General features: G+C 53.2%; 10 protein-coding genes. 1 reads left to right on the top strand and 9 read right to left on the bottom strand.

Annotation, left to right across the window (positions count from 1 at the left end; genetic code table 11):
* Positions 1-122: 122 nt before the first annotated feature.
* The gene (locus Q6A51_RS00325) at positions 123-1,328 is read right to left on the bottom strand and encodes an MFS transporter (RefSeq protein WP_201017780.1); all 1,206 of its coding nucleotides are present in this window, start codon (positions 1,326-1,328) and stop codon (positions 123-125) included.
* Between the two features lie 111 nt (positions 1,329-1,439).
* Between Q6A51_RS00325 and Q6A51_RS00320 the strand changes: the two genes are divergently transcribed.
* Positions 1,440-2,066: a TetR/AcrR family transcriptional regulator gene (locus tag Q6A51_RS00320; RefSeq protein WP_304573840.1), complete on the top strand. Its 627-nt coding sequence runs from the start codon at positions 1,440-1,442 to the stop codon at positions 2,064-2,066.
* Between the two features lie 289 nt (positions 2,067-2,355).
* Here Q6A51_RS00320 and Q6A51_RS00315 read toward each other — a convergent pair whose 3' ends face one another.
* The 8 genes from Q6A51_RS00315 to Q6A51_RS00280 form a co-directional block, all read right to left on the bottom strand.
* On the bottom strand, positions 2,356-3,576 hold the full coding sequence (locus tag Q6A51_RS00315; protein WP_304573839.1) for an MFS transporter: 1,221 nt from the start codon (positions 3,574-3,576) through the stop codon (positions 2,356-2,358).
* A gap of 134 nt (positions 3,577-3,710) precedes the next feature.
* The gene (locus tag Q6A51_RS00310) at positions 3,711-4,601 is read right to left on the bottom strand and encodes a 2OG-Fe(II) oxygenase family protein (RefSeq protein WP_304573838.1); all 891 of its coding nucleotides are present in this window, start codon (positions 4,599-4,601) and stop codon (positions 3,711-3,713) included.
* Between the two features lie 50 nt (positions 4,602-4,651).
* Positions 4,652-5,599, bottom strand: a complete 948-nt coding sequence (locus tag Q6A51_RS00305; RefSeq protein WP_304573837.1) for a 2OG-Fe(II) oxygenase family protein — start codon at positions 5,597-5,599, stop codon at positions 4,652-4,654.
* A gap of 28 nt (positions 5,600-5,627) precedes the next feature.
* On the bottom strand, positions 5,628-6,515 hold the full coding sequence (locus Q6A51_RS00300) for a 2OG-Fe(II) oxygenase family protein (RefSeq protein WP_304573836.1): 888 nt from the start codon (positions 6,513-6,515) through the stop codon (positions 5,628-5,630).
* Positions 6,512-8,905: a cytochrome P450 gene (locus tag Q6A51_RS00295; RefSeq protein ID WP_304573835.1), complete on the bottom strand. Its 2,394-nt coding sequence runs from the start codon at positions 8,903-8,905 to the stop codon at positions 6,512-6,514. Before Q6A51_RS00295 ends, Q6A51_RS00300 begins: the two co-directional genes overlap by 4 nt.
* A complete protein-coding gene (locus tag Q6A51_RS00290) occupies positions 8,902-9,873 on the bottom strand; it encodes a 2OG-Fe(II) oxygenase family protein (RefSeq protein ID WP_304573834.1) in 972 nt (323 codons plus the stop codon). The genes Q6A51_RS00295 and Q6A51_RS00290 overlap by 4 nt, the downstream gene beginning before the upstream one ends.
* 4 nt (positions 9,874-9,877) lie before the next feature.
* Entirely contained in the window at positions 9,878-10,624 is a 747-nt protein-coding gene (locus tag Q6A51_RS00285) for a tRNA-dependent cyclodipeptide synthase (RefSeq protein ID WP_304573833.1), read from the bottom strand.
* Positions 10,625-11,157: 533 nt separating this feature from the next.
* Positions 11,158-13,275: a TonB-dependent siderophore receptor gene (locus Q6A51_RS00280; protein WP_405046108.1), complete on the bottom strand. Its 2,118-nt coding sequence runs from the start codon at positions 13,273-13,275 to the stop codon at positions 11,158-11,160.
* Between the last annotated feature and the right edge of the window lie 194 nt (positions 13,276-13,469).

Raw genomic sequence — 13,469 nt, 5'->3', positions numbered from 1 at the left:
CCAGCAGAGGGTTCAATTGAGCGGGAAACTCTCCCGCTTGAGCGAAGACAGGTAAAACCAATGAGCGCATGTCGTTGTAGTGTATTGAAAGCCATGACAGGCAGCGCAAGGCTGCCTGAACATCAATGACCGGCAACCATTTGGCTGGACTGCCTTTCACCGCTTGCAAAACCATGCACTCGTGCGCTCGATGCAATGGCCAGACTGAGCAGTAACAAAATCAGCAAGACCCAGGGAAAAGCACTCACTCCCCATTGGCCGAGCAAAACGCCGCCCAGCAACCCACCGCCTGCGATGGCGCTGTTCCAGACAACAACGTTCATGGAAAGGGCAACGTCAGCGCCCTCACCTGCCGAGTCGGCGAGCGCGGTTTGCAGAAGCGTGGCAGCACCACCAAAGGTCAGACCCCAGATAAAGACTCCGGCGTAAATGGCCAGGGCAGAATCTGAAAACAAGCCCAGGAACACCGAAACCGCTGCGAAGGTGGCGAGGCTGACCAACACGGTCTTGCGCAGGTGACGATCAACCAGCCGTCCCGTGACCCAGATGCCCGCCAGCGCGGCGACACCAAATGCCAGCAATACCAGATCAACGTCACTCGCCAATCCTGCCGTGGAAACAAAAGGAGCGACGTAGGTATATAGAATGTTGTGAGCCAGCATCCAGGTGAAGACGACGCCCAGCACCGAGCGCACGCCAGGTGTGAAAAAGACCCGACGCAACGCCATGCGCTGTGAGGAGGATTGGCCAGGGTAGTCCGGCACCTTGATCAGCACCCAGACGATCAGCATCAGAGTCATGGCGGACATCAATCCAAACGCCATGCGCCAACCCATGAACCCACCCAGCCAGGTTCCCAAAGGCACCCCCAGCGACAATGCGATGGGCGTCCCCACCATCGCGACTGCCAATGCGCGCCCCTGCAATTGCGGGACAACCATGCGCCGCGCATAACCCGCGATAAGGCTCCATGCCAAGCCCGCAGAGACGCCAGCGAAAAACCTCGCGATCAAGGTCAGCCAGTAATTGGAAGACAACGCCGTGACGGAGTTGAAAATCAGAAAGCCGACAATCGTCAGCAGCAGGACGGTTCTGCGACGCCAGCTTTGCGTGGCGATGGTCAGCGGAATGGCTGCCAGCAGCGACCCCAGCGCGTAAACAGTCACCATCTGCCCGGCAAATGATGCCGAAACGCCCAGACCAGTGCCGATTTCAGGCAGCAAACCCGCAGGTAGCGTCTCGGTCACAATGCAAATGAAGCCCGTCATCGCCAGTGCCAGTAATGCCCCGAACGGAAGCTTGTCGCGCTGTTTCTCATCTGTAGTCATTCGATTTTTCTCACTAATATACTGATCGGTATAAATATAGGGCGCGAGCAGCCGACTGGTCAATGACTTATGTATCGATTAGTATTTAAGTGATTCTGGAGGAGAACCGACATGGCACAGATGGGACGTCCGCGCACGTTTGACCGCGACGTGGCAATCACTCAGGCACTGCATCTGTTTTGGGAGCATGGATACGATGCGACCTCCCTCAGCCAGCTTAAGGCCATCATTGGTGGAGGCATCACCGCGCCCAGCTTTTACGCCGCTTTTGGCTCGAAACAAGCCCTGTTCAATGAGGTGATGGAGCGTTACCTCACCACCCACGGTCGGGTCACCGACAGCCTTTTTGATACGACCCTGCCGCCCAGAGAAGCGATTGCACTCGCCCTTCGCCGCTCAGCAAAAATGCAATGTGAGCCCGATCATCCCAAGGGGTGCCTGGTGTCGTTAGGCCTGATGAGTGCTTGCTCGGACGAGAGTAAGGCCATCTCCGAGCCTCTTGCTCGGGCGAGGAGCCTGAACCGTGCGGGGATGGCTGCTTGCATCGAACGCGCCATTGCCGCAGGCGAACTGCCTGAGACCGTGGTGCCGGAGACACTTGCTGCTGTGTTTGATAGCTTTCTTCTGGGCTTGTCGACACTGGCTCGGGATGGTGTGCCGCATGAGACGCTGGATGCTGCGGTGACTCAGGTGATGGGGGTGTGGGATAGCCTGCGTCCTGGTGCCGATGACCAATGAGCCTGAAGTCCAAACTGCAAGATTTTTCACAAGGTAATGATGACGGACAGCGTCGCATTCAACTGAACATTCAGCGTCTGGTGGCCAGCTTCAATTCATGACCACTGACACAACAGGTGTGAATGTGCCCACTACCAGTTACGTGCGGTCCCGCCACCAGTAGAGCCTCGAGCACGAACCGCTCCCGTAACCGCACCCTTGTGTCTAATACCAAGAAGCATCAAGACAATGCTCATAAGACAAGAAATACTCATTGAAGAATTGTCTTGATGCGGGCGTCCCTGAAAACTTAAGTGGATTCGCTGCTCCATTGATCTCCGAGCCCAGCCTTGCGAGTCGCGAACCAATCCAGGACGATCAGCCATGCGCCTATACTCAAGCCTACTCCCAAGACCCACATCGTCGCAGCCGGGCCATTGACCTCTAGTAACCGCGCAGCCAAGGGAACACTCGCAAGAATGGCAATGTTGTTAAACGTTTCAGCGAAGGACAGAACCACCCCCTTGTCCGGTCCAGAGCGCGAAGCAAGCACCACTGTACCCGCAGGCGCTCCCAGCCCTAAAGCGGCGCCCCAGGCACCTAAACAAAACAAGGCCACAGGCAACGGTAAGGGTAGGAGCATGAAGGTAGACATGGATAGAACCAGAATCACTAAAACCAGCAGAAGCATGTCTTCGTCGCGTCTCATATAGCTACGCAGAAGCCCTGCCGCAATATTACCAACGGCCAGCCCCACCCCAAATGCCGCAATACTGATGCCGATCTGGGCAGAACTGAAGCCATAGCGCTGGCGCAGTACTTCACCCGAGAGAAGCAACCCGGCGACACCGGTCCCGTTCCAGGCACCTTTGGCGATCAGTGGTCGGAGAATGTACCATCGCTTGCACCAGCCCAGAGCGTGCCCTTCGACACGGGGTATTACTGGCTGCATAGGTAAGCGCTGTCGTGCTATCAGGAAAACCAAGATACAACCGCATGACACCATGACGAACGGCGCAGCCCAACCGAGAAAGTCCGCGAGAACACCCGCGAGCGCTGGTCCTACGGCTATACCCAGGGTCATGCCGAGCATGACCTTGCCCATGGCACCGGACTGTTTCTCTGGAGAGATCGCGTCAGCAACTATGGCAAAGGTCGTAGGAATGATGATCGCCGACGCAATGCCACCGATCACCCGCAATACAATCGCAATCTCCAGAGTGGGGGCAACAACGATTGCCATGGTGTCGACAGCGAATAGGATAAGGGCGAACAACAGCAGTTTCCTGCGTTGCATTCGGTCAGAGAAATACCCCAACAAAGGCGCTGCAATTGCAAAGGACAGCGCATAGCTGGAAATCAGCCACGCGGCACCACTGGTCGAGGTATGAAAGGCTTGAGCAAGCGGCCCTAGCATGGAAGACAGCATGAACTCTGTCACACCGACAAAGAAGACGGCCATCGACAGAGCCAGCAGGAACAGCCTATCGATTTTGATGGACTGCGGCGGTGAGGGCGTTTTTTGGCGCATGAATTGCCCCATGTGAGGGAAAATAGTGAACGAACTCCAGGCCGATACACGTTCGTCGGACCGACATCGAAGCAGATGACTTTACCAGTGTGGAAAGCCGCCAGTCCGACGGCTGATCCAAAGCGTACAAGCGGTTAATAAAGCCCCTGAGTTTTCTCTTGATAAGTGTTTTGCAGAATTTCGTTGAGAAACACCTCGAAGTTCGCCTCCAATACCAGGCCATGTCCGGGAACATACCGAAACAATCCGGGGCAGAGCCGGGGATCCAGACTACTATCCACAAACAGTGCGTAAGAGAAACGATCAGGTTGGTTTGGCAGTTGCTCCTTGACCCGATGAGCTACAGCTGCAACCGGAGTCGCCGAATGACGAGTCAGTATTTCCATCGCACATCCGAAATTGACAATGAACTCGCCAGGGCGAGGGGAAACGGGCAACCATTCTCCATCTCGAAATACCTCGAGACCAGGCTCCAGAGATCGCAGAATGGTTACCCAACCCGAGTCCTTATGAATATTCAGCCCCCTGGCCCGCACATGGTTGCGAAAATGATTGAACGTCAGGTGATAAGTGCCTTGCATAGAAAGACAGCGTCCTGTGGACTCATCCCACAGTTCGATAGGCAGGTCCAGCTCCGCGAGAACGGCTTTCAGCAACGCCAAAGCGAAATCCTGCATCTCTCCGGCTTGCTGTAGCAGAGGTTTGGGAAAAACCGTTTTCCAGAACCGGCTCTCCAGGAAAAACTGTTCAACTTGGTCAACATCGCGGGAGAAGTAACCTTCCCTGCATGCCAGGCGATCTTCTGTCCAATGCGAAAACCCCTGGTAAGGTGCAGAAGTCCCGGCGCCTACGGGCAGGTAAAAATTGCGGGCGAACAAATCGCCAGCCATTAATTCAATCCCCGGCGACTTGACGAAGAAGAAACCATCGGAAATCGCCCGTGAAAAACCATCGGCGGTATCGAAGATCAGTTTTTTGTTGATTAATTCGGCCGATGCTAAAGTGTAGATATCGTTTTCGTTCATTTTTCTTGGCTTCCCCAGGAGTTAAGTGCTGATTACTCTGCGGGCTCGAACTAGAGCAGGATTTCATCGTTATAGGTCCGACTGACTTCCTGCTCTGCGAACTCAAGTACTGTCTGCACCTTCTGGGCACCGGCGGGCCCATAACGATAAATATCCCCTGCAAGATCACTGTCGAGGAACACAACATAGGAATAGCGTTCATTCTGGTTTTTGCGTTCTGTGCGAGCTACGCCATGGACATTGGCATGAACCTTCTGTGGCAGGTGCTCCGCGAGCACCTCCATAGAACTACCGAAATTGATGATAAAGTGGCCGGGCTCTGGATTAATCGAGCAAAGACGACCATCGATATAAGCGATCAGGCCTGGTTCGGTCGAGCGCAGCACGGTGATCCAGCCAGAGTCGCGATGGAACTTGGAACCTCTGACAGGTTTGTTTGTACGAAAATGATTGAACCCCAGCATTTGGTGCCCCCCACCCTCTGAAAGGCCACTGGTGACACGCGCCCATTCGTCACGTGGAATGTCCAGTTCAGCAAGAATAGAGTGCAAGACTTCAATTCCCAGTTTCGCCATCTGCGCGCCGAGCGCGATTACACTTTCAGGCAACAGGTTCCAGTTGCCCCTCTCGATGTAAAAGTTCTCCCATTGATCGTGCTCTCTATCAAAATAGCCTTGATAAGCTCCCGGTACCTCGCGGTTCTTGAAGCCTGAATAGTCGGAAAGGTCACCTTCTTTTTGCGGCATAAAGCAATGACGGACGAATAAATCACCTGGAGCAAGGTCCATTTCTGTTGGAGTCTTCACCAGAAAAAAGCCTTGCCTAAGTGCTTGTTCAAGTCCAGCGGGATTGTCGAAGACAAGCCGACCATTCACTAGCTGCGAACGAGCCATTGTTATCGCAGAGTAGTTCTGTACCTGACTTTCCAGTGGCATGTTAGGCAAATCGACAGGTGTGCGTAATGTCGGTGATAAACAGCGTTGAGATTTAATATTCACTGGTGCCTCCTGACTGTAGTTCCCGAATTCAGCGATGGACCGAGTCCACTTTAGGGTGGAACTCATAACCCATCTCCGCAGCTTTCTGCTTCTGAAACTCGATGAAAGACTGTACGGGCCTCACTCTCCCTTCACTGAACTGATATAGATCTTGATCCCAGCGCGGCCCAATATAAGAGCCGAACGTGAACCTGTCTGCTTTCAGTGCATGCGTTTCTATCTTACGAACACGGTGATAACTGGCCTGGACAGGTGTAGAAGATTTCTCCATCAGCAATTCAAAGGAATGCCCCAGTACCATGGTGAAATGGCCTGCTAATGGATCAAAAGGAATCCAGGAGCCGTTCTCCAGCGACTCCAATCCAGGCTCCGTGGTGTAGAGCAAAGTCGTGAAGCCACTGTCTTTATGGGCGGTGAGACCGAGAGGGTGAACGGCATTGGAGCGAAAATGGTTAAAGATGCAGTACTGGAGTGCGTCGTTGGACGACATGCCACCCGTTATTTGATCGAAGTATTTCTCCTCAATGCCCACCTGTTTAAAAAGCTGTGCCAAAACCATTCGATTCAGGTCGTTCATTGCCCACAACAAATCAGCGACCGCGTCTGGAAAGTACTCCCGCCATAAACCGCACTCTATTTGCAACAATTCGTCCTGATCATTTCCAGTATGAGAATAACCCAATAAAGACTTTCCAAGATCTCTTTGGCGAAAACCTCTATATTCGTTGTCACCTCTACTATCACTATCAAGGTCGAAGTAATAGTTTTGGGCCAAAGCGATGCCGGCGGAAAAATCCAGGCCTCTGGGATGTTCCAAATGGAAAGCGCCCAGTTTTCGCGCGAGGTCGAAACCATTTTTTTCATTGAAATGCAGCGTGCCGTCGAGCATCCGGGCAGAGGGAAGAATATTGCTCACAAGCTTTCTCCATGAGATACGGATTTATGGGCGGTGTCCCTGGCTGTGATGATGATGGTGCCCGAGCGGCTGGGACGCGGCATGGCTCTGTGAGGTGCTAGCGTAGCGTCGGACTCGGTTACGCTGACCTGATACAGGCAATACAGCTCAGTCAAGATCAGTGCCTGTTGCCTGACAGAAAACAGCCGTCCTGGGCATTTACGAGGACTTCGATGGGTGTTGACCATGTTGAACGAATTTATTTCGTATCGGTTGCGGGCCAGCAAAGACACAGCGTGGCCTTTTTCGCCGCGCATGGCTTGGCAGATGTTGTTGGAGTCGAATCGCTCAGGAGAGGGAAATAACCTGGCATCGCGATTGGCACGCCGACGATCAAGCCATAGCATCGTATTGCCGGGAATCGTAACCTCGACTTCGCGATGCAGAATGCTTACCGGACGGTTTGTCCTACGCCAAAGCGCCGTAGGGTTGCTGCCTCCGAGCCGTATCGCCTCCAACACCTGCAGGTAAGCTACATCCAGAGCGTTTTCGCCACTGTCAATGGCATGTAGCAGGCGTTCTTTCTCGGTTGGAGTGTCCTCCAGGTAAGTGAGCGTCCAAAGCAAGCTCAAGGCGGTCGTATCATAGGTAGCCACAATCACCGTGCCCAACTCCTTTAACGAATCGGCATCTAGAGAACGTATTGATTCAAGAGTGAAAGGTCGGGAGAACACGGCAAATTGAGCAAGCACCATGTTTGTTGGTGGCGCGTTAACGATCGATTCGTAGTTTGACTCAAGCATGTCGCGCGTCATGTCGACGATCATGTCTGCGTTTTTAATCGACTCGGGGTTCATCTTGCTTATGACGTCCGACGCGATCTCGAAAAAGTCTTTGGCAATGGAGCCGTATTTAGAACTTTGCAGATAGTCGGTCAGAGGCTTCTGATGGAAGTCCAGCACACCCGGCAAACCACTATCGATATGAGCGACGATATGTAAACAAAAATCCTGTAGAGAGAGGCGCTCGCTACTCACCTTGGCCAAATACTCCCGAGCCATTTCGCGCACATGCTGATCAAGCCCGGTAACGAACCTGTTGCTGCCGAGTACGCGCTCAACTACTGCGCGTTTAGCTTGGCGTCGTTCATCACTCAAAGGCAGTGCGCCGAGGAAAGAGCCGAATAGGCCAGCATTTGAATTGATCGAAGGAGTGAGATCCGAGTCTTCAACCAATGGCACGTTAGTCGTCTGGTAAAGCGCCAGATCATCGCCGAGCCAGAAAGAGCAGAGTCCTCCGTTCTTCTCGGCCAGGTCGGCGATGCCGGATTGGGCAAAATAGGCTGAAGCATCCAGCCCCTTGCAAATCGTAGCATGGTGAAATGCTTCAAAATGGTCGGCAGCGGAGTGTGTACCCGGATGGTGAGCAATGACTCCAGGGAAAGGAGTCTTGCTCACTGGAGTTGACGACAGGCTTTTACCGTCGACCTGTAAGATGGCGCACTTCCCGTGATTATTTTTTTCCTCAGGAATACCGAAGTCATTGTAATCATCCTTCCATGTCTGTTCATTGAACTCGCGCAGGAAGGTTTCCACCGGGATGACCGGCTCCGCACGCTGACCATCTGCGCTTATGCTGTAGAGTGATCCTGATGCAGGCGGATTCAGAAAGGCAGCGAAGGAGTAACGATCACCTTTGTCGGCATTGGCCGAACACTCCCGCACTTGATGGAGAACAGCAGCGGTAGGACTGGGCAGCCTTGAAGTAAGAAGCTCAAGAGAGCCACCGAAATTGATGAGAAAACACCCTTTGACAGGCTCGACCTCGACCCAGCCGTCTTGCAATTTCGCCTGTAAGCCTGGTTGGTCGCAGTAGAGAACTGTCACGAAACCAGTGTCTTTGTGCGCAGGCGCCCCCAGCATCCTGCGCTCAGATCGATAGTGGCTTAATGCGAACCACTGGATGCCACCTCCTTCACTTGTATTCCCGGTGACTTCAGGCCACAACTGCGGAGAAACACCGATACTCCCGAGTATGCTGCGCAGAATGCTTCCTGCGATCTCATGCATTTGCTCACACATGTGTACAACGTCGGCTGGAAATGCTGCCTGCCGCTGACGGGCATCGGCCAGAATATGTTCTGTCTGGAAGCTTTCCCGATCAAAGTAAATATCCGGATGTTTCCTGAAACCACGGTATCTCGAGTCCACCTGCGCCTGGTCTTCAATAGGCTCCCGGTAGAACTCTTGAGCAAGCTTTATTCCGGGAGCAAGGTCGAAATCAGGGGGAATCTGCAAGGCGAAGAAGCCATCGCGCAATGCGCGTTCCAATCCATCTTGCTGGAGAAACACAAGACCATTCGTGCCATCGAGATAAGCCCTACAAGGGTGAAACAGAGGAAGCACGCTCATGCTCTCGGCTCCTTTACTGTAGTGCCCTGGTAGATCTCCTCGTCGTTCGCATCGATGATGTCTCGCGAACTGCAGACTCTCCTGAGGCCCCCTTCCGATGAATAGCTGTAAATCCCGGACTCGGCGCCAGGCGCGCAATGACTGGAAGTGAAATGAGCAAAACTGCAGCGATTATGAGTCTGATGCCTGACCCGATGCATGATCGCCCTGACAGGAGTCGACGATTCGCGAGTCAACACTTCCATAGAAAGCCCAAAGTTAACCACGAAGTGTTCAGGGGCAGGCTCAAGAGCTTCCCAGCGGTCGTTTCGGTTTACTTCCAGGCCTGGCTCCGTAGTTCGCAAAAGCGTAAGGAATCCATCATCCTTGTGCGAGGCCAATCCGATACCTTCAAGCAGGGGCCTGTAATGATTGAAGGTCAAGTGGTAAGAGCCCTGTGCATCAGAAGCACCGCCACTAGCTAAACTCCAGAGTTGCGGGTCTATGTCGGTCAGTGCCAAAACACTACGAAGGATCTGTCGACTGTAACGGGTAAGTACCTCGCCCGCCTGGAAGATTTCAACTGGATAGTGGCTATGCCAGAAGCGTCTCTCCAAGAGGAACTGCTCGATCTGATTGATTCGTTCGTGAAACCCTAACAATGGATCATTGAATGTTTCGGCTTTAAGATCACGAAAGGCCCCGTAAGGCTCAGTCTCAGCTCCCTTGAAGAAATTGCTGGCGAAAAGGTCGCACGTCTCAACAGCGAAGTCATCCGGTATACGGAGCAGGAAAACCCCATCTCGCAAAGCTGATACACGTGCTTGCACGGAGGTAAAGACGAGTTGATCGCCCACCAAAACCGCTTTCTGCAATTGAGCCTCAGTATCAACGGGCCGTGCGTCGATCCTTTTATCATAGACGTCCTGGTATATCGAACCGCGGTCCAACTGCCAGGGAGACGGAAGGGAAGAGGAAGAGGAAGACATTCCGTTATCTCCTTTTCAATTGAAGAGAAACCACCGTTAACTCTTTTAGCTCATCAAGCACTCCTGGAAAGTCACCGGCAGCTATTTCCGCCAGCGTACTAAATGCTCCAGGATAAGCCATGACTCTAAAGCCCTTCCTGACCAAGCACGCAAATACCGAAAACTCTTCCAGAAAATACTGCGAGGAAAACTCCAGACACTCTCGTTGTTGTTCCTCGCTTAACTGACTCCACTGGTGTCGATGATAATTTCTTCCAAATGTTTCGACCGACTCCCGAAAGCCGGGATGCTCCAGAAAAAACGCCTTCAAAAGCGAATAAAAATTTTCATACTCAGTGCTGCCTTGAATGTCGGAACAGGTCAAATAGTGGAAGTCTGTACAGTGACGATAAGCATCGAGAATGATCTGGCTTTCCTCCATAAACTCACTACCTAACTTCAAGGCCTCGGAGCGAGCCGTCTCTGCGGACATGTTTCGGGTGGACTGAAGAGTGAGACGGTGGATATGATCTCCTATTAAGATTCCGCATTTTTCAAATCGTCGTGCCGCCCACTCCACCATGGATTGAAAACGGGTCGGCGTGAAGTTTCTATTTTCCAGACTTACCCCGATAAAACACTGCGATTCTTGCTCGAAACTATTGCGCCTGGCGTGTGGTGAAACAAAAGCAATCTTGGCCTTGTAACGTTCGCCCGATAGAAATTTTAGTGAGCCGATATCTTCCGATAATAAATCCACTTGCAAGTTCATACGCCAATCCCGGAAATTGAAATTTTCACATGAAAATTATTTTCTTCGATAAATTCGTAATGACCGCCGAGTCCGACCAAGGCATCACCCGAACCGTAAGAGACTTAGATATCACAATGAAATCATTCTTTCCTTCATTAATAGCTGGGACTTACGAGCTTAGCGCCGCTCCTTTACGTGTCAAATTTTTAATAAAAGAAATCGTCATTCCAACTCGGACTCTTATATTACACACCAATAGATTCAGCCATTTACGCGAAGGGGAATTAATACTAATTATATAGCATTCATAAACTTCCCCCTTCAGGAGTCTTTCGTGTCCCTGCAACAGACTGTCGCACCGACCGAATGAACGAAAAACCGCTGCCCTGCTGCATACAGACGGTGTAGCACGCCAGATTTCAGGCAAAGAAAAGCCCGCGATGGGGGGGAGCGGGCTTAAAGGTTCTTTCAGGAGCAGTTATGACATTACCTGCACCGATGTAAAAAAACTGTGAAGGCGCCTGATGGATATCAGGCGCCGACCTGCGCCATCAGAACGTGACGCTGGCAGTCACCCGCGCTGTACGTAGCGCCCCCTCCTCCACCTGCAGCGCGCTGCTGCCGGTTGTGGACGGGTAGTATTCCTTGTTGAACAGGTTGTCGATGTTCAACTGCAAGCTGGTTTTATAGTCATGGGTCGGCAGATCCCAACGCACAAATGCATCGGCCACGGTGTAGCTGTCCATCCAGAAGCTATTGGCATCATCACCCGGACGCTCCCCTACATATCGGGCACCTGCACCGACATGCCATTTGCCGGTTTCAGCCGGTAGCGCGAGATGATGGGTGAGGTACAGGCTGGCGGTGTGCATAGGCGCATTCGGCAGGCGATTACCCTCTTGCTCTGGCGACTCCTCGTTCTTCAGCACCTCGGTACGGTTGTAGGCATAAGTACCGATCATGCTCCAGTTCTCGGACAACTCACCGGTAATATCCAGCTCGACGCCGCGCGAGCGCGCTTTGCCCACGGCCTCGTCGAGGCTGTCGCCATTGCTCTGCAAGACGCTGTTGACCAGGTTCTTCTTGACGATGTCGTACACCGCCAGATTCACGTTGAGTGCCTGGACAGGGGTGTATTTGATCCCCACTTCGTAGCTGCGACCTTCAGTGGGCTTGAAGCTGTTCCCGGCATCGTCAGCATCGTTGGGCACAAACGAGCGGCTGTAGTTGGCGTAGAGTGCGACCGTCTCGGTCGGCTGATAGACGATCCCGCCAAAAGGAATGAATTTATCGCCATTTGAATCGGCTCCAGGCGCATAGGAACTGCCCAGGCCCTGGTCACTGTATTGATCCCAGTGTTCCTGACGACCACCGAGGACCAGAATCCAGCGGTCATTGAGGTGCCAGTTATCCTTGAAATACACCGAGGTAGTGACGAGGTTGTTTTCTGCGTTGCTCTGCGTCGAACTGATGGTCGCAGGCTCCGCCAGGTTGCCATACACCGGGTTCTGTATGTTGAGGTTGCCGGCGGCAGTGTTGGCATTGCGGTAGGTTTTGCCACGGTATTTATCCAGCGATTCGTTGTCCACGCCGACCGTGATCTCGTGTCGCTGACCGAACAGCTGCTGGTCACCCATCAGATCCAGAGCAGTGTAACGGCTCTCGTAATCATAGTGCCCGCCATTGGCGATCCGGCGCAGGTTATTGCCGGTCAGAGCATTTGGCTGGGCTATCGCCAGACTGTAGCGATCCTCGGTCCAGCCATAAGTCAGGCGGCTACGCCATGCATCATTGAGCTGGTACTCGAATTTCGCGGTAGTGCTCTCGCTGATGCCAACTGTCTTCGCCCAGCGCTCATCCAGACGATCGCGATAACTGATGTCGGCGGGGCGACCATTGACGAATACCGTGCCGCGATCGAACGGGCTGGAATAATCATTGTAGGTATACGCCAGCGAGAAACTCGCCCGCTCGCCGACCCAGGCAATCGACGGCGCGATGAGCGTGTGCTCGTCAACGCCATAGTTACGCCAGTAATCCTCGTGGCTGCGCTCAGCGATCAAGCGGTAAGCCAGACCGGTATCTCCCAGCGGGCCGGTGGTGTCGATGCCGAACGAACCACCGCCCTCGCTGAAACCGGAGCCAGTCAGAGTAGTGCTGCGGCTGAACTGCGGCTGCTTGCTGATGACATTGATAAGCCCACCGGGCTCCAGTGCGCCGTACATCAACGACGCCGGCCCTTTGAGTACTTCCACATGATCGGTAGTTGCGCCCAGGTTACGGCCAATTGCCGAGCGAATCCCGTCTCGCAAAATCGAGTTGTCATCGTTGCTGCCAAACCCGCGCTTGATCAACGCATCCTTGGTGCCCCCCAAGGTGTTGGTCTGGGTGACGCCACTGACAAAACGCATCGCATCGTTCAGGTCCTTGACCTGATAGTCATCAAGGGTCTGCGCGGCAACCGTATTGACTGTTTGCGCCTCGTCCCGAATCTGCGTGGACCCCTTGCTCGCCGTGGATGTTTCAGTACGGGTGTAACTGTCAGCGTCGGAGGTAGACTGAATGACACTGGCAGGCAGCTCAGTGGCAGGCTCGGCAGCCACCGCAAGACAAGGCAGCGCACAACAGAGAAGAACAGAAGCGTTCAGGCGAGAAAGCGTATTGGCCACGTAAATGACTCCGGCATAGTAAAAGGAATAATTCCCATTTACTTACACGGATGGCAGACGTGGTTACCTCACATTTTTCTGAAAATATTTTTCAGGGCCGTGCTGCATGAGTGACGGGCTGGACTTTTTCCCTCGCGAATTTTACGTCCGCTAACCAAAAAACCGCCTCCTACAACCCATTCCGACACCCTTTT

Origin of the sequence: Pseudomonas serbiensis (assembly GCF_030580745.1) — a bacterium.
GTDB lineage: Bacteria > Pseudomonadota > Gammaproteobacteria > Pseudomonadales > Pseudomonadaceae > Aquipseudomonas > Aquipseudomonas serbiensis.
Note: the sequence above shows the minus strand (reverse complement) of the source record. Positions and strands in the feature narration are given on the sequence as shown.

What these genes read in the sequence shown, in the direction of transcription:
- Q6A51_RS00285 (WP_304573833.1), bottom strand. Translation starts at nt 10,624, where the DNA reads ATGAACTTGCAAGTGGATTTATTATCGGAAGATATCGGCTCACTAAAA.
- Q6A51_RS00295 (WP_304573835.1), bottom strand. Translation starts at nt 8,905, where the DNA reads ATGAGCGTGCTTCCTCTGTTTCACCCTTGTAGGGCTTATCTCGATGGC.
- Q6A51_RS00310 (WP_304573838.1), bottom strand. Translation starts at nt 4,601, where the DNA reads ATGAACGAAAACGATATCTACACTTTAGCATCGGCCGAATTAATCAAC.
- Q6A51_RS00290 (WP_304573834.1), bottom strand. Translation starts at nt 9,873, where the DNA reads ATGTCTTCCTCTTCCTCTTCCCTTCCGTCTCCCTGGCAGTTGGACCGC.
- Q6A51_RS00315 (WP_304573839.1), bottom strand. Translation starts at nt 3,576, where the DNA reads ATGCGCCAAAAAACGCCCTCACCGCCGCAGTCCATCAAAATCGATAGG.
- Q6A51_RS00320 (WP_304573840.1), top strand. Translation starts at nt 1,440, where the DNA reads ATGGCACAGATGGGACGTCCGCGCACGTTTGACCGCGACGTGGCAATC.
- Q6A51_RS00325 (WP_201017780.1), bottom strand. Translation starts at nt 1,328, where the DNA reads ATGACTACAGATGAGAAACAGCGCGACAAGCTTCCGTTCGGGGCATTA.